19 protein-coding genes are annotated in these 20,152 nt (G+C 32.5%); 11 read left to right on the plus strand and 8 right to left on the minus strand.

Features of this window, described 5'->3' with window-relative positions; all coding sequences use genetic code 11:
* Window positions 1–12: 12 nt before the first annotated feature.
* Window positions 13–339 (plus strand): PH domain-containing protein, encoded by a 327-nt coding sequence (locus tag ACF91D_RS11850; protein ID WP_069792706.1) that lies wholly within the window; start codon window positions 13–15, stop codon window positions 337–339.
* 283 nt (window positions 340–622) lie between these two features.
* On the opposite strand, the gene ACF91D_RS11855 is transcribed toward ACF91D_RS11850, so the two are convergent.
* The 3 genes from ACF91D_RS11855 to ACF91D_RS11865 form a co-directional block, all read right to left on the minus strand.
* Window positions 623–937 carry a CHY zinc finger protein gene (locus ACF91D_RS11855; RefSeq protein ID WP_039068753.1) on the minus strand — a complete coding sequence of 105 codons (315 nt, stop codon included), beginning with the start codon at window positions 935–937 and terminating at the stop codon, window positions 623–625.
* Between the two features lie 14 nt (window positions 938–951).
* Window positions 952–1,872 (minus strand): UDP-N-acetylmuramate dehydrogenase, encoded by a 921-nt coding sequence (gene murB / locus ACF91D_RS11860; RefSeq protein ID WP_039068752.1) that lies wholly within the window; start codon window positions 1,870–1,872, stop codon window positions 952–954.
* A gap of 230 nt (window positions 1,873–2,102) precedes the next feature.
* Complete coding sequence (locus ACF91D_RS11865; RefSeq protein ID WP_327620778.1) at window positions 2,103–2,645, minus strand: GrpB family protein; 543 nt, start codon at window positions 2,643–2,645, stop codon at window positions 2,103–2,105.
* Window positions 2,646–2,772: 127 nt separating this feature from the next.
* Between ACF91D_RS11865 and ACF91D_RS11870 the strand changes: the two genes are divergently transcribed.
* The 3 genes from ACF91D_RS11870 to ACF91D_RS11880 all read left to right on the plus strand — a co-directional run bounded on the left by ACF91D_RS11870 (window position 2,773) and on the right by ACF91D_RS11880 (window position 5,545).
* The gene (locus tag ACF91D_RS11870) at window positions 2,773–3,666 is read left to right on the plus strand and encodes an EMYY motif lipoprotein (RefSeq protein WP_039068750.1); all 894 of its coding nucleotides are present in this window, start codon (window positions 2,773–2,775) and stop codon (window positions 3,664–3,666) included.
* Between the two features lie 154 nt (window positions 3,667–3,820).
* A complete protein-coding gene (gene ytxJ / locus ACF91D_RS11875) occupies window positions 3,821–4,141 on the plus strand; it encodes a bacillithiol system redox-active protein YtxJ (protein WP_039068748.1) in 321 nt (106 codons plus the stop codon).
* 279 nt (window positions 4,142–4,420) lie between these two features.
* Window positions 4,421–5,545 (plus strand): glycerate kinase, encoded by a 1,125-nt coding sequence (locus tag ACF91D_RS11880; RefSeq protein ID WP_327620777.1) that lies wholly within the window; start codon window positions 4,421–4,423, stop codon window positions 5,543–5,545.
* Between the two features lie 184 nt (window positions 5,546–5,729).
* Here ACF91D_RS11880 and pepT read toward each other — a convergent pair whose 3' ends face one another.
* The 4 genes from pepT to gdpS all read right to left on the minus strand — a co-directional run bounded on the left by pepT (window position 5,730) and on the right by gdpS (window position 9,859).
* Window positions 5,730–6,962, minus strand: a complete 1,233-nt coding sequence (gene pepT, locus ACF91D_RS11885) for a peptidase T (RefSeq protein WP_039069815.1) — start codon at window positions 6,960–6,962, stop codon at window positions 5,730–5,732.
* Window positions 6,963–6,974: 12 nt separating this feature from the next.
* Window positions 6,975–7,475: a threonine/serine exporter family protein gene (locus ACF91D_RS11890; RefSeq protein ID WP_101050365.1), complete on the minus strand. Its 501-nt coding sequence runs from the start codon at window positions 7,473–7,475 to the stop codon at window positions 6,975–6,977.
* A gap of 15 nt (window positions 7,476–7,490) precedes the next feature.
* Entirely contained in the window at window positions 7,491–8,252 is a 762-nt protein-coding gene (locus ACF91D_RS11895) for a threonine/serine exporter family protein (RefSeq protein ID WP_039069816.1), read from the minus strand.
* Between the two features lie 536 nt (window positions 8,253–8,788).
* Window positions 8,789–9,859, minus strand: a complete 1,071-nt coding sequence (gdpS, locus tag ACF91D_RS11900) for a GGDEF domain-containing protein GdpS (protein WP_039069817.1) — start codon at window positions 9,857–9,859, stop codon at window positions 8,789–8,791.
* A 407-nt stretch (window positions 9,860–10,266) separates the two neighbouring features.
* On the opposite strand from gdpS, the gene ACF91D_RS11905 reads away from it, so the two are divergent.
* Entirely contained in the window at window positions 10,267–11,328 is a 1,062-nt protein-coding gene (locus ACF91D_RS11905) for a glycosyltransferase family 4 protein (protein WP_039069818.1), read from the plus strand.
* Between the two features lie 119 nt (window positions 11,329–11,447).
* On the opposite strand, the gene ACF91D_RS11910 is transcribed toward ACF91D_RS11905, so the two are convergent.
* Complete coding sequence (locus tag ACF91D_RS11910) at window positions 11,448–12,089, minus strand: YigZ family protein (protein ID WP_039069820.1); 642 nt, start codon at window positions 12,087–12,089, stop codon at window positions 11,448–11,450.
* Window positions 12,090–12,253: 164 nt separating this feature from the next.
* On the opposite strand from ACF91D_RS11910, the gene fakB1 reads away from it, so the two are divergent.
* The 6 genes from fakB1 (at window position 12,254) to prfB (ending at window position 19,921) form a co-directional block, all read left to right on the plus strand.
* The gene (fakB1, locus tag ACF91D_RS11915) at window positions 12,254–13,117 is read left to right on the plus strand and encodes a fatty acid kinase binding subunit FakB1 (RefSeq protein ID WP_039069822.1); all 864 of its coding nucleotides are present in this window, start codon (window positions 12,254–12,256) and stop codon (window positions 13,115–13,117) included.
* Window positions 13,118–13,388: 271 nt separating this feature from the next.
* Entirely contained in the window at window positions 13,389–14,471 is a 1,083-nt protein-coding gene (locus ACF91D_RS11920; protein ID WP_039069824.1) for a DEAD/DEAH box helicase family protein, read from the plus strand.
* A complete protein-coding gene (locus ACF91D_RS11925) occupies window positions 14,464–15,135 on the plus strand; it encodes a ComF family protein (RefSeq protein WP_327620776.1) in 672 nt (223 codons plus the stop codon). Before ACF91D_RS11920 ends, ACF91D_RS11925 begins: the two co-directional genes overlap by 8 nt.
* Window positions 15,136–15,201: 66 nt before the next feature.
* A complete protein-coding gene (hpf, locus tag ACF91D_RS11930; RefSeq protein WP_327620775.1) occupies window positions 15,202–15,768 on the plus strand; it encodes a ribosome hibernation-promoting factor, HPF/YfiA family in 567 nt (188 codons plus the stop codon).
* 285 nt (window positions 15,769–16,053) lie between these two features.
* Entirely contained in the window at window positions 16,054–18,585 is a 2,532-nt protein-coding gene (secA, locus tag ACF91D_RS11935) for a preprotein translocase subunit SecA (protein ID WP_101050359.1), read from the plus strand.
* A gap of 219 nt (window positions 18,586–18,804) precedes the next feature.
* Window positions 18,805–19,921 (plus strand): peptide chain release factor 2 gene (gene prfB / locus ACF91D_RS11940; protein ID WP_101050357.1). Its coding sequence is split into 2 segments (ribosomal slippage): window positions 18,805–18,876 and window positions 18,878–19,921, totalling 1,116 coding nucleotides; the frame shifts between segments, so codons are not numbered across the junction.
* Window positions 19,922–20,152: the final 231 nt, after the last annotated feature.

A 20,152-nucleotide genomic window follows, 5' to 3' on the forward strand; every position in this document is an offset into this window, starting at 1 on the left:
GGATTGAAATACATGATACTAGATAATATTAATCCAAATGATTTGTATCCAACTGAGAAAAAGGGACCTAGTGTCTTGGGAACTATAGAATATTCTGTACAAGGTTCTTCGGAATTTGAAGGAGCTTTTATAGCCACGAGTGAAAGAATTATCTTGAATGTGGATATGAACGGTGAATTTTATTATAGAAGCATAGCATATAATGAAATAGAATCGATTAACTACGATGGTGAAAAAATCAATTTTAAATTTAATATTGGACCAATGCCTATGAAGGATATTCAAAAAGGTGACGTAGAGACTTTCATTCAATTTGTTAGTGATAAAATAGATCATTAATTGACTAACTGAAAAATTGACAATCAATCGAAGTGTGAAATTGTGAATTTAATAATTGAAGTTACAACAAATGAAATAGTTTGGTACATAAATACTAATACTTAAAATAAACAAAACCTTCAATTTTTGTGGGGGTGTTGTTTATTTTATCCAAAATCACAGGAAAGTATTATAAGCAAAGTGTAATTATCAAAATTTTGAAATCAAAGAAACTGTAAAAAAATACGTGTTACATCTTCTGTTTAATAAATAAGATGTAACACGTATTTTTTAAAATGGCTAATTAAACTGAAAAATATAAATGATAGTGATATTTACAACGATTGTTGAAATGCGCATCACACTCGGGACAAGCTTCAATCATCATATAGTCATTGATAGTCATTTCATGATGGCAAACGCCACATAAAATTGCTTTTTCATTAAATTCGTCTGAATTCCATCGCTGTATGCTATGGTTTTCATGTTCATTATGACATTTATAGCAAGGATAATATTTGTCACAACATTTAAATTTAATTGCAATAATGTCTAATGGTGTTTGATAGTGTATACACCGAGACTCATTATCTACTGTAGAACCGTATACATTAATCATAGTCTTTGCTCCTATTAATCAACAGGATGGTCTCCAATGATTCTTACTTCGGGATGGAGATCAACGTCAAATTTTTCTTTTACGACTTCTTGAACGTAGTGAATTAAATCTTCATAGTCAGTGGCTGTACCTTTATCAACATTCACCATAAAGCCAGCATGCTTTTTAGACACTTCAACGCCACCAATACGGTGACCTTGTAATTCAGAATCTTGAATTAATTTACCTGCAAAGTGGCCTGGAGGACGCTGGAAAACACTGCCACATGATGGATATTCTAGTGGTTGTTTGGTTTCTCGTCTTTCAGTTAAGTCATCCATAGTCGCTTGTATCTCGTCTAGGTTGCCAGGCGCAAGTGTAAATGCTGCTTCTAAAACCACTAAGTGTTTTTGTTGTACAATACTATTACGATAATCTAATTCTAATTCTTTATTCGTTAATGTAATTAACTCGCCTTTTTCATTTACACAGAGTGCATAATCAATACAATCTTTTACTTCTCCACCATAAGCACCTGCATTCATAAATACAGCACCACCAATAGATCCAGGTATACCACATGCAAATTCAAGACCTGTTAAAGCATGGTCTCTTGCAGTACGTGAAACATCTATGATTGCTGCACCACTACCAGAAATAATTGCGTCATCTGATACATCGATATAATCAAGTGAAAGCAAGCTGATAACAATACCGCGAATACCACCTTCGCGAATAATAATATTAGATCCATTTCCTAAATAGGTAACGGGAATATCTTTAGTATAAGCATAGTGAACAATAGCTTGAACATGTTCATTTTTGGTAGGGGAAAGGTAATAATCAGCCTTACCACCAGTCTGCGTGTATGTATACTTTTTTAAGGGTTCATCAATTTTAATAATTTCTGATGGTACAATCGCTTTTAATTCCTTTAAGATGTTATCTTTATGCAACTATAGAACATCCTTTCTTGTTTAATTCATTTATTTATTATACCAATGATTCGTGTGCTTGGCTAAAATCTTAGGATATTATTTATGATTTTTTGAATTTTAATTGGTTCATTAATAGGTTAGTCTCAAAAATGGGAATTTAGTGAAAATGCCTTGAATTAAAAGTGTACATTATAAATATTTATTCCATTCATTTCCATATTATGTCATTTCATTTTTAACAATTTTAATTATATATCAGTATTTTTCGCACCGTCACTTAAACGTTTTATGAGTTCGCAAAACAGCTGATGCTTTTGGTTTTCGTAGTCACGAATATTTGATGCAGTAATTGCTACAGATTGTTTTGATTTACCAAATGTTGAGGATAATGTACGATTTTCACTAAGTAAAAGGTTTGTTTGCAAATAATCATTATACAGTTTTGAGTCTTTTTGAATAATATGTAAACGAGTAATTTGTTTTAATTCTATTAAGTTATTAAATTGCGCCATAACTACTTTTTTCTTGTATGGGTGGTGTAAGCGATAGAATCCTTTATAATTTAAACGTTTTTCATCTAAGGATGTAATATCGTGTAAATTATTTACGCCTACTAATATATCTAAAATAGGCTCTGTAGGATAATTAAAGTGCGAAGTCCCACCGATATGATGTGTTGATTTAACAGGTGTATCAAGTAAGTTGAAAAGCGTATCGCTTAGGTCTTGGTATCGTTGTTGATAAATGTTGTTAGAATCTTTTGTTATTAATGGTTGAATATGAGAATACATGTAGGTTGTCCACGCCTTTCAATGTTATGATAGAACTGTTAAACTATAAATTCTGAAACAATATATCATATATCATTTTCAAGTTAAATAAGTTTCTGTATAATACTGAATGATAAGGAGTGCAGAAATGAAAAAAATAATTTGCATTGTTTTATTGTTTTGCTTCTCAATTACACTAAGCGCATGTGGCAATGAAGGATCGACCGAATTTAAAGATTTTGATAGCACGCTTAATGATGTGAAATCCAAAGAAACAGAACTGAAAAAGGTCATAGATGATATTCATTTAAAGCGTTTAGATGATTTGAGCAAGACAGATATGACAGATAATAACAAAAAAGAATTTAACGAATTACAAAATAAAGTGAATAGTAAATTGATTCCTAAGCTTGATAATTATGAAACGGCTGCGAAAAAATTACCTGCTGATTCTGAAGAAACAAAAAAATTAAAATCAACATATTTGAAATCGGTGAAAGAGAAAAAAGCTGCTATTAATAATTTAAAAAACTTCACAGATTTATGCAATCAGGCAGTTAAGGCAAATGAGGATATTTTAGATTATACTAAGTTATTTGAAAAAAATAGATCTCAAGTTGAAGCACATATTCAAAAAGCAAGTGACGCAGGTTCGACAACTGACGTAAATAACTTTAAGCGTAAATTAGAACAAAATAATAAAGAGTTGAGAAACACAGCCGAAAAAGAAGCGGATTCAACAGATTCTACAAAAGTGAGGCAGTCTATAGAAACACAAATTATGCCTTTGATTGATAAGCAAATTAAAGATTTGAATAAAACAGCAATTACAAACAATTATGTCAACGATGCACGTAAAAATGCCATAGAAATGTATTACAGCTTACAAAATTATTATGAAACTCGTAAAGAAACTATAGATATTAGCGAACAATTAGAAAAAATCAACGCTAAAGATTTACCGAAGAAAGGTGAAGATTTAGAGAAGTTTGACGCTGATTTTAACAAAGAATATAATAATGTAAAAGAAGGCTTTAATTAAAAAGGTTTTTTAGCAAAGTTATAAAATTTTAAATAAACAGTTAACAATAAAAAGAGAGTTGTGTATAATTGGAAACAATGATATGAGTATATCGTGTAAATTTCACACTTTTTGAAACATCATCGTGTGTTAAATATTTTTAGAGGTGAATAGAATGGCTATAAAGCTGAGTTCGATTGACCAGTTTGAGCAAATTATTAATGAAAATAAATATGTATTTGTACTGAAACATAGTGAAACATGCCCGATTTCAGCAAATGCAATTGACCAATTCAACAAATTTTTATATGAAAGAGATATGGATGGTTTTTATTTAATTGTACAACAAGAACGCGAATTATCTGATTATATAGAAGAAAAAACAAATGTGAAACATGAATCACCACAAGCATTTTATTTTGTTAAGGGACAAGCAATTTGGAATGCGAGTCACGAAGACATTAATGTTTCAACATTAGCTAGCGCTGAAGAATAAACTACAATAAAATAAAGTTTTAAACGCTTGTTAAGCGCTTATCAATGAGGTAGGTGTTTAACAAGCGTTTCTTATAATGTGAAAATTTTTCTTCTGGCATGTATAATAAATAATTGAATAAGAAATGTAGACTACTATTTTATCATTTATACATATATGACTGAATGATATGGTATTCATATATGTTCATATGTATATAAAATTGGAAAGTAATCGTGTTTCTAATTTTTATTTTTATCAATCAAATATCATTTTAATAAAAATACTAGAGGTGACAAAATGAAAGTTTTAGTTGCGATGGATGAATTTAATGGGATTATTTCTAGCTATCAAGCGAATCGTTATGTTGAAGAAGCAGTGGCTAGCCAAATTGAAAAAGCAGACATAGTACAAGTACCTTTATTTAACGGTCGTCATGAACTAATGGATTCTGTTTTTCTTTGGCAGTCTGGTACAAAATACAGAATGACAACACATGATGCTGATATGCAAGAAGTAGAAGCGGTGTATGGTATCACAGATAGTGGTATGACTGTGATTGAAGGTAATCTATTTTTAAAAGGTCAAAAGCCAATCAACGAACGTACAAGCTATGGTTTAGGAGAAGTTATAGCAGATGCTCTAGAGAATGATGCGACTCATATTGTTATTTCACTAGGTGGCATAGGTAGTTTTGATGGTGGCGCGGGTATGTTACAAGCACTTGGTGCTAAGTTTTATGATGACGAAGCACAAGAAATTGATTTACGACAAGGTAGTTATAAATTGAAATATATTCGCAAAATTGATATTTCTGGGCTGGAGCCAAAATTAAACAACGTACGTTTTCAATTAATGTCAGATTTTGATAGTAAAATTTACGGAAAAAATAGTGAAATTATGCAAACATACGAAACTTATGGCATAACACGTGAAAACGCTGCCGAAATTGATAATTTGATTTGGTATTTAAGTGAAATGTTCAAAAGTGAACTAAAACTTGTGTTGGGTCCAGTGCAAAGAGGGGGAGCAGGCGGTGGCATCGCTGCAGTATTAAATGCACTCTATAATGCAGAAATCATGACCAGTCATGAACTCGTAGATCAAATTACACACTTAGACGCCCTAATAGCGCAAGCAGATTTGATCATTTTTGGTGAAGGTATAAATGAAGCTGACCAAATACTTGAAACGACAACGGTCCGCCTAGCAGAATTAGCTACAAAATATAATAAACCATCAATAGCAATTTGTGCCACTGATGATAAGTTTGATTTATTTGAATCTATAGGTGTTACAGCCATGTTTAATACCTTTATTGAAATGCCAGAGAGTTTTACTGATTTTAAAATGGGAATTCAAATCAGACATTATACAGTTCAAGCGATTAAACTATTGAAAACGCAATTTGATGAAAACAAATAAATTAAGTTGTTAAAATGCATTTAAATTTATCTTTTTGGAATGTAGCTCAAGTTACTAATATGATAAATAGTTTTTAATAGCCTTATTCGTAATATCTGTATTATTTTTAGTAAAATAGTATCATAAAAATTAAGGTTCCGGGACATCTGTATATGTCTCGGAACCTAATTTTATATAAATACAATTATTTTTGATATGTTTGTACGACTTCTTCGGTGATACCCACAATGACTTCAATAGCTTTTTCCATCACATCAATAGATGCGTATTCGAAAGGACCGTGAAAATTATCACAACCAGTAAAGATATTTGGTGTAGGTAATCCCATATAAGAAAGCTGTGAACCGTCCGTGCCTCCACGGATTGGTGCAGTGTTGGCTGGAATATCTAATTTGGCAAAAACACGTTTTGGTATATCAATAACGTGTGGGTTAGCGGAGATTTTTTCGCCCATATTATAATATTGATCATTGATTTCGATTTCAATAGGATTGTCTTCGAAATGCGTATTGATATCATTTTTTATTTCAATTAAACGTTTCTTACGTAGGTCAAATTGATGACTGTCGTGATCACGAATAATATAATGAAGTGTTGTTTTTTCAACATCGCCGTTTATTTTCATCAAATGATAAAATCCTTCATAACCTTCAGTTCTTTCAGGAACTTCGTTTGGTGGAAGTAATGAATTAAATTGTTGGCCTAATAATACAGCATTAATCATCGCATCTTTTGCTGAGCCTGGATGCACGTTGACACCATGACAAGTTACGATTGCTTCAGCAGCATTAAAACTTTCATATTGCAATTCTCCATATTCACTACCATCCATCGTATACGCAAAATCAGAATTAAAGCGTTCAACATCAAATTCATGAGGACCTCTGCCAATTTCTTCATCTGGTGTAAATGCAACGCGGATACGGCCATGTTTGATTTCAGGATGTGAAGTTAAGTATTTTAAAGCTTCCATAATTTCAACGACGCCCGCTTTATCATCAGCACCTAATAATGACGTTCCATCTGTAACCATAAGTGTATGACCTTCAACATTTTTCATATTTGGAAAAACATCTTGGCTTAAAACACGGCTTGTATCTCCAAGTTGAATTGGTTTGCCATCATAAGCTTCAATGATTTGTGGATTGACATTCGTAGCATTAAAGTCTGGTGATGTGTCGACGTGAGCCAAAAATCCAACAGTTGGTAAATCAGCATCTACATTGCTTTCTAGTGTTGCAAATAAGTACCCTTGTTCATCGATATCTGTTTCTAATCCAAAGTCAGTCAATTCATCGTTTAATAAATTCAATAAATTCCACTGTTTCTCTGTAGATGGTGTTGTATTAGATTCTGGATCAGATTGCGTGTCGATAGTTACGTATCTTGTTAGTCTTTCAATTATGTCTTGTTTCATAAAAACACCCCTTTAAGCTCTATTGTTCATGTTGTAAGATTTTTTATAAGTTTTACCATTCATTTTACCATAATGTTGTTTTATGCGTGTATAGATGTAATAAATAATCTCCGCACATAAAATACCAAAAGCAATCGCTCCAGAAATTAGGGTCACTTCTAAAAATGTATTAACGGCATGGGTGTATTCATTACTTACTAAAAAACGTGTCGCTTCATATGCTAAACCACCTGGTACAAGTGGAATAATGCCAGGGACAATGAAAATAATTACAGGTCGTTTGTAACGTCTACTCATCACGTGGCTCATTATAGCTAGGATAAAACTACCTAAAAAAGAGGCTAGAACTTTACCTAAATCAGCGTCAAACGTTAACTTATAGATAATCCATCCCATTGCGCCTACAAAACCACATGCTAAAAGGAGGCGTCTTGGTGCATTGAACAGAATTGAAAATAGCATTGTTGCAAGAAAGCTAATTATAAATTGTGAAAAATAATATACAATGGCCATATAAGCACTCCTTTTTTAAAATATTAGTAATACAATGGCAACACCAGCGCCAATCGCAAATGAAGTTAACGCCGCTTCAACACCGCGTGACATACCTGCAAGTAATTCGCCAGCCATCAAGTCACGTATAGCGTTAGTAATCAAAATACCAGGTACAAGTGGCATAACGCCGGCAATGGTTATAATATCTTGGTTATGTGACCAACCCATTTTTGTGAAAGTAGAAGCTATCATAATAACGACTGCTGCACTAATAAATTCAGAAAAGAATTTTATTTGTATATAACGTTGCACATAATTGAACGTTAAAAAAGCGCCAGCGCCAGCGATAATAGCGAAAATAAAGTCTTGGATGATACCACCAAACATGAATAGGAAAAAACCACATGCAATAGGAGCTGCCAAGAAATTTGTTATGGATGAATATTGTAAAGAAGCATGGTGCAAATGTACCAGTTCAGATTTTGCTTGATCTATATTAAGTTCATTATTAGAAATTTTTCGTGAGAGACTGTTAGTCAAAGCAATTTTTTCTAAGTCTGTTGTACGTTCACGGATTCTGATAAGTCGTGTATTAGTACGATTATTTAATGAAAAAATGATTGCAGTAGATGTCACAAAGCTATATGTATCATCTAAACCAAAACTTGCAGCTATACGCGTCATTGTGTCTTCAACGCGGTAAGTTTCAGCGCCGCTTTCAAGTAAAATTCTTCCTGCAATAAGAACGACATCAATAACCTTATCTTCATCAATGATTGTAATTGAATCTGACATAGCTTTGCACCTCCTGAAAAGTTTTTAGAACAATTGAAAGTTTACAGTGTACAATTGAAACTTTCAATAGTAATTCATACACCCTCAACATTTTTTAATGTACCCCTATATATTGTAACAAACTTAATTGTATAACTATAACAGTTTATAGAAAATGAAAGCTTTAGCTAAAGATAATAAAATTAATAACTATCGCGTTAAATTAACATTATTTGTCATAATAGTTTGATGAATTTTAAATATAAAAAAACTTAAAGTTTGTAGTAGGAGAAGTAAGCGACCAATGAATTCGTAATGATTGTTCGTATTTAAAATTGATTTTGTTTGATGAGTAATGAGATTTGATAGGAGCTTCGATATATCAAAAAAAGACAAACACCTTATGTTGAGTGTTTGTCTTTATATCGATATAAATCAAATTGTGATGCGACAAGAAAGTAGTTTAAGGCAAAACATCTCACGAGTTTTGTTTAGCAATGGTTAAATAAATAGCGCTTATATAGTCATAATAAAAATGAGAATAGTTAAAAAGACTATTAAAGTTTAACGATAGGATTAAACATTACTTGATTACGTCCTTCATTTTTAGCCATATGCAACATATCATCTGCTATTTTAAATACTTTACGTTGTGACTTATAATCATCGGCAGTTAAATAACCAACACCTATTGAAACAGATAATTTAATAACCTCTTTATTAGGTAAATGGAAAGTTGACTGTTCTACGCCACCACGTATACTCTCACTCAATTTAACACATTGATCTAAAGTATAATCGTATAAAACGATAGAGAATTCTTCGCCACCGTTACGGTAAATACTAAATTCTTGTGGAACATAGTTTTTAAGAAGTTGTGCAACTTGCCTTAATACTGCATCACCAGACTGATGTGAAAATTTATCATTTACATCTTTAAAGCCGTCAATATCAATGAGCAACAACCCAATACTTTGGTTGTTTTTTTCAGCGATGCTCGTCGTTTCATTTAGGTGTCTGTCGAATTCTTTAACGTTACCTAAACCTGTTAAATAGTCAAATTTATCTTCATTTTCGTAACGATTTACTAAAGAGAAAAAATACCAAATATCGACAAATGTGATTGATGAAGTAATCATTAATATAAATGATATAGGTATTAAGAATAATACTTCTGTAATTTCGTAATATGGACTTATGAGTGATAAAATTAGGAAAATAACAAGTGTAATTACATTAAGAATTTGTAGTGAAATAATATCGTTTTGTTTTAAAAATGGCCCAACAGCCCCAACAATTATAGCAATAACAATGAGTATCATAGCAGCAATGATAGTATAATCACCAATTAGAACGTTTACTAAACCTACGATTAACGCCGAAAGCACAGTATAAAACATATTCGTATATCTACCTAAGAATAGTATAGGTATGAAGGTTAAGTAAAGTGTGTATTGATTAAATAATGGTACGGGGTAAGCGGATAGTAAAAGTGCTACTATAGTCATTAAAACAGTAACATATTCTTTAGAAAACACCATATTTTTATTCTCTGAATACTGTAAGCGGTGAAATAAATAGATACCTGCTACTGTAACAGAAATATTGTAGATGATAGCTTCAAACATTTAACTTTACACTCCTCTTTAATAAACATTTAGTTATTGTAAGTGAAAACTTACAATTTGTCATCTTTATGAAAATAGAAATTTATAACATTCACTTAATATTCGTGTTAAAATTATTTTTTGAGTGAATATACAATGATTCACTCTTGAAATTTAAATACTTAAGAAAAAATCCTGCGACTTATCAATTATTGCATTTCAAGTTGTATAAGTAAAAGTGTATAGGGTATTATAGAATTATGTAATATATCATACTATATAACGACTGTAATTAAATTTTTAAATTTAAATTTGCATGAGTGGATAAAATAGATAATGATTAGCTTACAATTAATTTGAATAATTATTTTCAACTTAGGATTTTGAAATAAAAAATAAAACAGAATTATATTAATGAAGGTGAACTGATGTACACATTATTATTAATCATTTTTTCAATGATTGTCAGTTTGATACTTACACCAATAGTTATAAAGGTTTCACATAAATTAGGGATTGTAGATCAACCGAATTTTAGAAAGGTACATACTAAACCTATATCCGTACTTGGTGGAACTGTAATACTCATATCATTCTTGGTAGGGATATGGCTTGGACATCCTATAGAAACGGAAGTTAAACCTCTGGTTATTGGGTCAGTGTTAATCTACTTGGTTGGACTCATAGATGATATTTATGATTTGAAGCCGATAATTAAATTATTAGGTCAGGTAATTGCAGCACTTGTTGTTGTTTATTATGGTGTGACTATTGATTTTATTTCTTTACCTATTGGACCTACGATTCATTTTGGTATTCTTGGGATACCGATTACAGTTGTTTGGATTGTAGCAATTACTAATGCAATTAATTTAATCGATGGACTAGATGGCTTAGCATCTGGTGTCTCAATGATTGCATTAATGACAATAGGTTTTATAGCTATCTTACAAGCAAATATATTTATTATGATGATTTGTAGTGTTTTAATTGGAGCGCTTCTGGGATTCTTATTCTTTAATTTCCATCCAGCAAAAATCTTTTTAGGCGATAGTGGTGCTTTGCTTGTTGGTTTTATTGTAGGTTTCTTATCACTGCTTGGGTTTAAAAATATTACCTTTGTATCATTATTCTTCCCGATTGTTATTTTAGCTGTACCATTTATTGATACGCTCTTTGCTATGATTCGTCGTGTGAAGAAAGGTCAGCATATTATGCAAGCTGATAAATCGCATCTCCATCATAAATTTTTAGAACTCGGTTATTCACATCGTCAAACTGTACTATTGATATATTCTATAGCAATCTTATTTAGTCTTGCTAGTATTATATTATACCTATCTCAACCATGGGGCGTACTCATGATGTTTATTTTGATTTTAATCACGATTGAACTTATCGTTGAATTTACAGGACTCATTGATGACGAGTATCGACCATTATTAAAATTAATTGAAAATAAAGAACAGCATGATGATTATCACAAATAATATATAAAATATTGCTCATAGCAATAGAAATGCACCTCCTGATTATAGGAGGTGTATTTTTTGTTTAAAATGTGTTGTGTATTTATATTAATTGGACGTTAATTTAGCATCACAAAAAATTAATTTGTAGGAATATCGAAAGGTAGACGAACTGTTTCACCTTCAATTAAAGTATAATTACCTGAGGTAGTGCGATTTAAAAATTCTAGAAAGGTATCATAATCGGAATTAACAACATCAATTTGGTAACTTACTTTATCCGTGTAGTTTTGGTCTCGCAATAAGAAAGGTGTACTTTCTAATTCATATTCAAATTTACCAGTTAAATCATAACCTATAGTTACAGTGGTAGGTATAGCAGAACGTAAAGCAACACGTCCTATATCAAATATAACGTCTCTCACAGCACCACTATAGGCGCGTATTAAACCGCCACCGCCTAATTTAATACCACCGAAATAACGTGTAACCACCACGCATGCATTATGGATCTCAAGCTTTTTAAGAATATCTAACATCGGCACGCCGGCTGTACCACTTGGTTCACCGTCATCATTTGCTTTTTGAATATTCATTTGGTCACCAATTGTATATGCTGAACAGTTATGATTAGCTTCTTTATGTTCTGCTTTGACAGCTGCTATAAACGCTTTTGCTTCTTCTTCTGATTCAACAGGTTTAATATGCGCTATAAAACGCGACTTACTGATTATATTTTCAATCTTATGTTCTTGTTTGATTGTTTTGATTATGTCATCCATTTATAGTCACCTCAATTATGTATTATACGTTTAGTTACTTTCAGTGAATCAGTTATTAACTAATATTATACACTGTATTGAATTATAGATTAAATGTTAAAATGAATTTTCTTTTAAGCAAAAGTAAGGTATTATAGTTGTGAGTATAATTGAGGAGGATTATGATGAAAATCGCTGTCTTGACAGATTCAACGAGTTATCTATCTCAAACGTTAATTGACAAATATAATATAAAAGTGGCTCCATTGAGTGTCACTTTTGATTCTGGTGAAAATTTTGTTGAGAATGCAACAATATCTACAGATGAATTTTATAAACGCATGAAGACCTCGAATACAATTCCAACAACTAGCCAACCTGCGATCGGTGATTTTTTGGATAAGTTCGAACAACTAAGTGAAGAAGGTTATACAGATGTCATCTGTGTGTTTTTATCTGGAGGCATTAGTGGTTGTTATCAAACAGCTACTCAAGCTGGAGAAATGGTTGAAGACATTAATGTCCATACGTTTGATTCAAAATTAGCGGCAATGGTTGAAGGCGCATATGTACTCAAAGCGATTGAAATGATTGAACAAAACTTTGAGCCGCAAGCAATCATTGAAGAGCTATATGCCATGCGTGAAGATACTGGCGCAGTCTTAATGGTAGATGACTTAAAAAATCTACAAAAAAGCGGTAGAATAACTGGTGCACAAGCATGGATCGGTACAATGTTAAAAATGAAACCAGTATTAAAATTTGATGATGGTAAAATAGTACCTGATGAGAAAGTGAGAACAAAAAAACGTGCTTTGCGTAAAATGATTGATAAAGTCATTGCAGAAGTAAAAGAGTTTGAAGAAGTCACACTATTTGTTATTGAAGGTGATATTGCGGAAGACTCAGATTGGATTCAAAACGAGTTAGAAGAAAATTATGCGCAATACCCAGTTTATCGTTCAAGTTTTGGACCTGTAATCGCAGCGCATTTAGGCTCTGGGGGAATTGGGTTAGGTTATGTTGGGCGCACCATCCGTACAAAATAATATTTTTACAATAAAGACATGTCAGGTTTCGTTGCCACATGTCTTTATTTGGAGGTAAAGGACGATAAAATATTATGGGAAATTAATTATAGATAAATCACTTTTAACCAATGAAAAGATCAGCCGTGTATCAAAAGGTGTAATTATAAAAAATAACAAATGGCATTGTATACAGTGTCACACTAACCAACCAAGCCATTACTATAAATACTTTTCAGCAGTTTTGAATAAATACATTGTTTATTGTCGAAATTGTATTAATTTAGGAAGAATGGATAATGTACATTCAGTTTTTATTACCGCATCGCAAAGCCACGTTTCGCAAGGCGCATTTCAATTACCATTTGACCTTTCGGAACAACAAAGTTATGCATCCAATAAAATTTTAGCGGCTATAAAAGCGTTTCAGTCAAAGATATTATATGCCGTTACAGGTGCAGGAAAAACAGAAATGATATTTGAAGCTATCCAATATGCGCGTAGTAAAGGGTATAATATTGCCATTGTTTCTCCTAGAGTGGATGTTGTAATTGAGGTGAGCATGAGAATTGCAGATAGCTTTCAGCAAGAAGATATTGATGTTTTATACCAAGGGCAAACCCAAAAATATAACGGTCATTTCGTCATAGCAACTGTACATCAGTTGTATCGTTTTAAAAGACATTTTAATTTAATTATTGTTGATGAAGTAGATGCTTTCCCCTTAGACATAGACCCTTCTTTATTTGAAGCAGTTAAACACGCGTCAAAAAAACAGTGTTCCCACGTTTATATGACTGCTACACCGCCGAAAAAACTACTCCAACAAATGAAATGTACAGATATGATTATCTTACCAGCACGTTTTCATAGACATTCACTCCCGATACCTCAATTTAAAAACTTCAACTTAAAACCACACAAAATTCAAATAAAACTATTAAATATTTTAAGAAAGCAGATTGCTAATCAACGCTATACTCTTGTATTTTTTAATAATATTCAACTAATGAAAGAAACATATAAGCAATACAAAAACAAATTCACGTCAATAACTTATATTCATAGTGATGATGTATACCGTTTTGAAAAAGTAAAGGACTTACGAGCTGGAAAGTATCGAATTGTTTTTACAACAACAATCTTAGAACGTGGTTTTACGATGGCTAACTTGGACGTCGTAGTCTGCAATAGTCATCACTTTTCAACCAATGCATTAATTCAAATTGCAGGAAGGGTTGGACGCAAGCGAGAAGATCCAAGTGGACTTGTTTTATTTCTACATGAAGGCGTCACATTTAAAATGATAAAAGCACGTAAAAACATTAGGCGTATGAATCAAATAGCTCGTAAAAAGGGGTGGATAGATGACTAAATGCATACAGTGCCAGGCAACATATATTGAAGACTTTAATGCTAAGACTTTTTATAGAAAAGCAACAAAATTTTGTGAAAGATGCTTAGAACGGTGGCAAAATGTTAAACTTTTACCAGAAAATCGGTGCTCACGATGTTTGAAACAATTAGCTGTAAACGAAAAAGATTGTTTAGACTGTAAATTTTTGATTACACAATTCAAACTAATGCATCAACTTTATTGTGACTATCAATACGAAGGAATTGTAAAACAGTTAATACACCAATATAAATTTATGAAAGATGTGGCGCTTAGCGAAGTGTTAGCTGCCCAAATGCGACTGCCTAAAGTGCGTTACGATTATATTGTACCTATACCTTCGTCGATAGAAAAAGATCAAACACGTACGTTTAACCCTGTGACGTGTGTATTAGATCAAATGAATGTACCATACGAATCTTTATTAATTGCAAAAGTAAGGCCGAAACAATCATCATTAGGAAAATTGCATCGTGCCGAGCTAATTAACCCGTTTGAAGTTGCGCAAAATATAGATTTAGAAAATAAGAATATATTACTTGTAGATGATATATATACTACAGGGTTAACGGTTCACAAGGCGTTAGCGACCCTACTTATTAGAAAAATCAGAAAATTCGATGTGTTTACGTTTGCACGATAACATAAAAGTGGTATTATAAGAGTAAGCAATATTACCAATATAGAGGTTTTAAAGGAGTCGATTATTATGATCAGATTTGAAATTCACGGGGAGAACCTCACTATTACTGATGCGATTCGCAACTATATTGAGGAGAAAATTGGTAAACTTGAACGTTATTTTAATGATGTGCCAAATGCCACTGCACATGTTAAAGTAAAAACGTATCATAACTCAGCTACTAAAATAGAAGTAACTATTCCATTGAAAAATGTTACATTACGAGCTGAAGAACGTAACAATGATTTGTATGCGGGCGTTGACCTAATTAATAACAAACTTGAAAGACAAGTTAGAAAATACAAAACACGTGTAAATCGTAGAAATAGAAATCGTGGTGAGCAAGAAGCGTTTGCCTCACTACCAGAAGAAAATGAAGTAGTAGAAACTCAAAATGATGATTCTGAAAACGAAATCGAAATCATTCGTGCTAAAAATTTCAGTTTGAAACCAATGGATTCAGAAGAAGCGGTATTGCAAATGGATTTATTAGGGCATGATTTCTTTATTTTTACAGATCGAGAAACAGATGGAACAAGCATTGTATACAAGAGAAAAGATGGTAAATATGGGCTAATTGAAACAACTGAATAACATTTTAATTTAGTTTCATATTAAATAATAGTAGCGTTCATGATTAAGTTAAATCGTGGACGCTCATTTTTTGCTATGTTACTATGAAATAATTTGAAAGTTATACATGTATTTGTGTATATTTTTAGTGAGTAAAGTTTCAAAGACGAATTAAAAATAACCAAAGTTTATGTTTGATGTCAGAATTAATAAATATATTGAAGTCAATAAGTGTAAATTTAAGCTTATTAATGATAATATAAGTTGTTGTAAGCTAAGAGTTATTAAGCTAAAGGAGCGAACAAAATGGGTTTTTTATCAAAAATTGCAGATGGCAATAAAAAAGAAATAAAACGCCTTGGTAAATTAGCCGACAAAGTCCTTGCATTAGAAGAGGATATGTCGATATTAACTGATGAAGAGATTAAAGGAAAAACAAAAGCATTTCAAGAACAATTACAAGCTGAAGAAGATATAAAAAAACAAAATAAAATACTAGAAGATATTCTACCAGAAGCTTTTGCAATCGTAAGAGAAGGTGCAAAGCGTGTATTCAATATGAGTCCATATAAAGTTCAAGTTATGGGCGGTATCGCAATTCATGGTGGCGATATTTCTGAGATGAGAACTGGTGAAGGTAAAACATTAACAGCAACGATGCCAGTATATCTAAATGCTTTAACAGGGCGTGGCGTCCACGTTATTACAGTCAATGAATACTTATCTAGTGTTCAAAGTCAAGAAATGGCTGAATTATATGAGTTTCTTGGATTATCTGTTGGGTTAAATTTAAATAGTAAGACAACAAATGAAAAGAGAGAAGCCTACGCATGTGACATTACGTATAGTACAAACAATGAGCTAGGTTTTGACTACTTACGTGATAATATGGTGAATTATGCAGAAGAGCGAGTTATGAGACCATTAAACTTTGCTATTATTGATGAAGTTGATTCTATTCTAATCGATGAAGCACGTACACCATTAATAATTTCGGGTGAAGCAGAGAAATCTACTTCTCTGTATACTCAAGCAAATGTGTTCGCAAAAATGCTAAAAAGTGAAGATGACTATAATTTCGATGAGAAAACAAAAGCAGTTCAATTAACAGAACAAGGTATCGACAAAGCTGAACGTATGTTTAAAATCGATAACCTATATGATGTGAAAAATGTTGATATTATTAGCCATATTAATACTGCCCTACGCGCACACGTAACATTACAACGAGATGTAGATTACATGGTCAATGATGGTGAGGTACTTATTGTCGATCAATTTACAGGTCGTACAATGCCAGGCCGTCGTTTCTCTGAAGGGTTACACCAAGCTATTGAAGCCAAAGAAGGCGTGAAAATTCAAAATGAATCTAAGACAATGGCATCTATTACATTCCAAAACTATTTCAGAATGTACAATAAATTATCAGGTATGACGGGTACTGCAAAAACGGAAGAAGAAGAGTTTAGAAATATTTATAACATGACTGTAACTCAAATTCCAACGAATAAACCGGTACAACGTATAGACAAACCAGATTTGATATACATCAGTCAAAAAGGTAAGTTTGATGCAGTAGTCGCAGATGTAATTGAAAAACATAAACAAGGACAACCTGTACTTTTAGGTACTGTCGCTGTTGAAACCAGTGAGTACATCTCTAACTTATTAAAGAAAAACGGCGTACGTCACGACGTATTAAATGCTAAAAATCATGAACGTGAAGCAGATATTGTTGCCAACGCTGGACAACGTGGTGCTGTTACAATTGCTACAAATATGGCAGGCCGTGGTACGGATATTAAACTAGGTGAAGGCGTTGAAGAAATTGGCGGACTTGCAGTTATTGGTACGGAAAGACATGAATCTCGTCGTATCGATGACCAATTACGTGGCCGTTCTGGTCGTCAAGGTGACAAAGGTGATAGCCGTTTCTATTTATCACTTCAAGATGAATTGATGGTCCGTTTCGGTTCAGAGCGTTTACAAAATATGATGAACCGCTTAGGCATGGATGACTCTACACCAATCGAATCTAAAATGGTTTCACGTGCAGTGGAATCTGCACAGAAACGTGTTGAAGGTAATAACTTCGATGCGCGTAAACGCGTGCTTGAATATGATGATGTATTACGTAAGCAACGTGAAATTATTTATAACGAACGTAATAATATTATTGATAGTGATACAAGTGGTGATTTAGTAGATCAAATGCTATATTCAACATTAGAAAGAGGTGTTCACTACCATGTGAATGAAGAAGTAGATGAACCAGATTATGAACCATTCATTAATTATATCGATGATGTATTTTTAAATGAAGGCGACTTAAAAGTTGAAGACATTAAAGGCAAAGATAAAGAGGATATCATTGAAATCGTTTGGAATAAAGTTGAGGTAGCATTAAAAGATCAAAAAGAAAAGATTGGTACACAATTTGACGAATTTGAACGTATGATTTTACTACGTTCTATTGATACACATTGGACTGATCATATTGATACAATGGATCAACTTAGACAAGGTATACATTTACGTTCTTATGGTCAACAAAATCCGTTGCGTGATTATCAAAATGAAGGCCATCAATTGTTTGATACAATGATGCAAAATATTGAAGAAGATGTAAGTAAATATATTCTTAAATCAGTCGTTTCAGTTGAAGATGACGTGGAAAGAGATAAAGCTACAGACTTTGGTAAAGCTGAACATGTTTCAGCAGAAGATGGTAAAGAAAAAGTTAAATCATCTCCATATGTTAAAGACGAACATATTGGTAGAAATGACCCTTGTCCTTGTGGTAGCGGTAAGAAATATAAAAACTGTCACGGTGCGTAACACATGTGATTATAAATTAAACCGGGAGCATTGATAGTCATATCATTAACTTCCGGTTTAATTTTTTGTCTTAAAACAATATGCTGAATATAGAGAAGATTCAATGTAAAGTTGAAATGTTAAGTCAAAGTTCTGTAGAATAGTGACGTTGGATAAAATAAATGAGATTAATAAGTAAGTGTAAGTATTTCATTTAAATGATAATAGGAGAGATGCAAAATGGAATTATCAGAAATTAAGCGTAATATTGATGCTTATAGAGAAAGATTAGAACAACTTAGGGGGTCTCTTTGACTTAGAGGAAAAAGAGACGAATATTAAAGAATTTGAAGAGATGATGACAGATCCTACATTTTGGGATGACCAAGATAAAGCACAAAAGGTGATTGATAAGAATAATGCTTTAAAATCAATTGTTAATGCTTATAGGTCTCTCGAATCAACTCTGGAAGATATGGACACTACAAGAGCATTGTTATTAGAAGAAAATGATGACACATTGAAGCAAGAATTAGAACAAGAAGTCTATTCATTTGAAAGTGAGTTAGACAACTTTGAATTACAATTGTTGCTAGATGGCCCTTATGATACAAACGACGCTATTATGGAGTTACATCCTGGTGCAGGTGGTACTGAGTCGCAAGATTGGACTAACATGCTCTTGAGAATGTATCAACGTTACTGTGAGCAAAAAGGCTTTAAAGTAGAAATTGCTGACTACTTACCTGGTGACGAAGCTGGAGTTAAAAGCGTGACTATAATTGTAAAAGGTCATAATGCTTATGGTTATTTGAAAGCTGAAAAGGGTGTGCATCGTCTTGTTCGAATTTCTCCATTTGATTCTTCAGGACGTAGACACACATCATTTGCATCATGTGACGTAATCCCACAATTTAATAATACTGAGATAGAAATTGAAGTTAATCAAGATGACATTACAATTGATACTTTTAGAGCATCAGGTGCAGGCGGGCAGCACATTAATAAAACTGAATCAGCCATCCGAATCACACACCATCCAACTGGTATCGTTGTAAATAACCAAAATGAACGTTCTCAAATTAAAAACAGAGAAGCGGCTATGAAGACTTTGAAATCTAAATTATATCAATTGAAAATTGAAGAACAAGAACAAGAAATGGCAGAAATTCGAGGAGAACAAAAAGACATAGGCTGGGGTAGTCAAATCAGATCTTATGTATTTCATCCATATGCTATGGTTAAAGACCATCGTACTAATGCAGAAACTGGGAAAGTTGATGCGGTAATGGATGGAGATATCAATTCATTTATAGAAGCATATTTACGTAGCCAGATGGATCATAGTGAAAAATAATCACAAATGAAACTAAATTACACGAAATAAAATAGCAATCTGAAATTTGGTAGTATATAAGGGATGAGGTAGTAATCAATTGTAAAATATTGATTGATATCTCGTTCCTTTATTTTTTGGAATTTTATAGCAGATAGCAAATGAATGACATGTGAACTAAACGTAAAGAGAGAGGTAGTTATACATTTAAAAAGAGGATAAACATATAATTGCATATTTTTTATGATTTTA

The sequence above is a fragment of the Staphylococcus sp. 231237_7MaSpsaltlick genome, assembly GCF_043107035.1.

Coding starts and splice junctions, on each gene's coding strand:
- ACF91D_RS11850 (WP_069792706.1), top strand. CDS start 13: ATGATACTAGATAATATTAATCCAAATGATTTGTATCCAACTGAGAAA.
- ACF91D_RS11855 (WP_039068753.1), bottom strand. CDS start 937: ATGATTAATGTATACGGTTCTACAGTAGATAATGAGTCTCGGTGTATA.
- ACF91D_RS11865 (WP_327620778.1), bottom strand. CDS start 2,645: ATGTATTCTCATATTCAACCATTAATAACAAAAGATTCTAACAACATT.
- ACF91D_RS11870 (WP_039068750.1), top strand. CDS start 2,773: ATGAAAAAAATAATTTGCATTGTTTTATTGTTTTGCTTCTCAATTACA.
- ytxJ (WP_039068748.1), top strand. CDS start 3,821: ATGGCTATAAAGCTGAGTTCGATTGACCAGTTTGAGCAAATTATTAAT.
- ACF91D_RS11880 (WP_327620777.1), top strand. CDS start 4,421: ATGAAAGTTTTAGTTGCGATGGATGAATTTAATGGGATTATTTCTAGC.
- pepT (WP_039069815.1), bottom strand. CDS start 6,962: ATGAAACAAGACATAATTGAAAGACTAACAAGATACGTAACTATCGAC.
- ACF91D_RS11890 (WP_101050365.1), bottom strand. CDS start 7,475: ATGGCCATTGTATATTATTTTTCACAATTTATAATTAGCTTTCTTGCA.
- ACF91D_RS11895 (WP_039069816.1), bottom strand. CDS start 8,252: ATGTCAGATTCAATTACAATCATTGATGAAGATAAGGTTATTGATGTC.
- gdpS (WP_039069817.1), bottom strand. CDS start 9,859: ATGTTTGAAGCTATCATCTACAATATTTCTGTTACAGTAGCAGGTATC.
- ACF91D_RS11905 (WP_039069818.1), top strand. CDS start 10,267: ATGTACACATTATTATTAATCATTTTTTCAATGATTGTCAGTTTGATA.
- ACF91D_RS11910 (WP_039069820.1), bottom strand. CDS start 12,089: ATGGATGACATAATCAAAACAATCAAACAAGAACATAAGATTGAAAAT.
- fakB1 (WP_039069822.1), top strand. CDS start 12,254: ATGAAAATCGCTGTCTTGACAGATTCAACGAGTTATCTATCTCAAACG.
- ACF91D_RS11920 (WP_039069824.1), top strand. CDS start 13,389: ATGGATAATGTACATTCAGTTTTTATTACCGCATCGCAAAGCCACGTT.
- ACF91D_RS11925 (WP_327620776.1), top strand. CDS start 14,464: ATGACTAAATGCATACAGTGCCAGGCAACATATATTGAAGACTTTAAT.
- hpf (WP_327620775.1), top strand. CDS start 15,202: ATGATCAGATTTGAAATTCACGGGGAGAACCTCACTATTACTGATGCG.
- secA (WP_101050359.1), top strand. CDS start 16,054: ATGGGTTTTTTATCAAAAATTGCAGATGGCAATAAAAAAGAAATAAAA.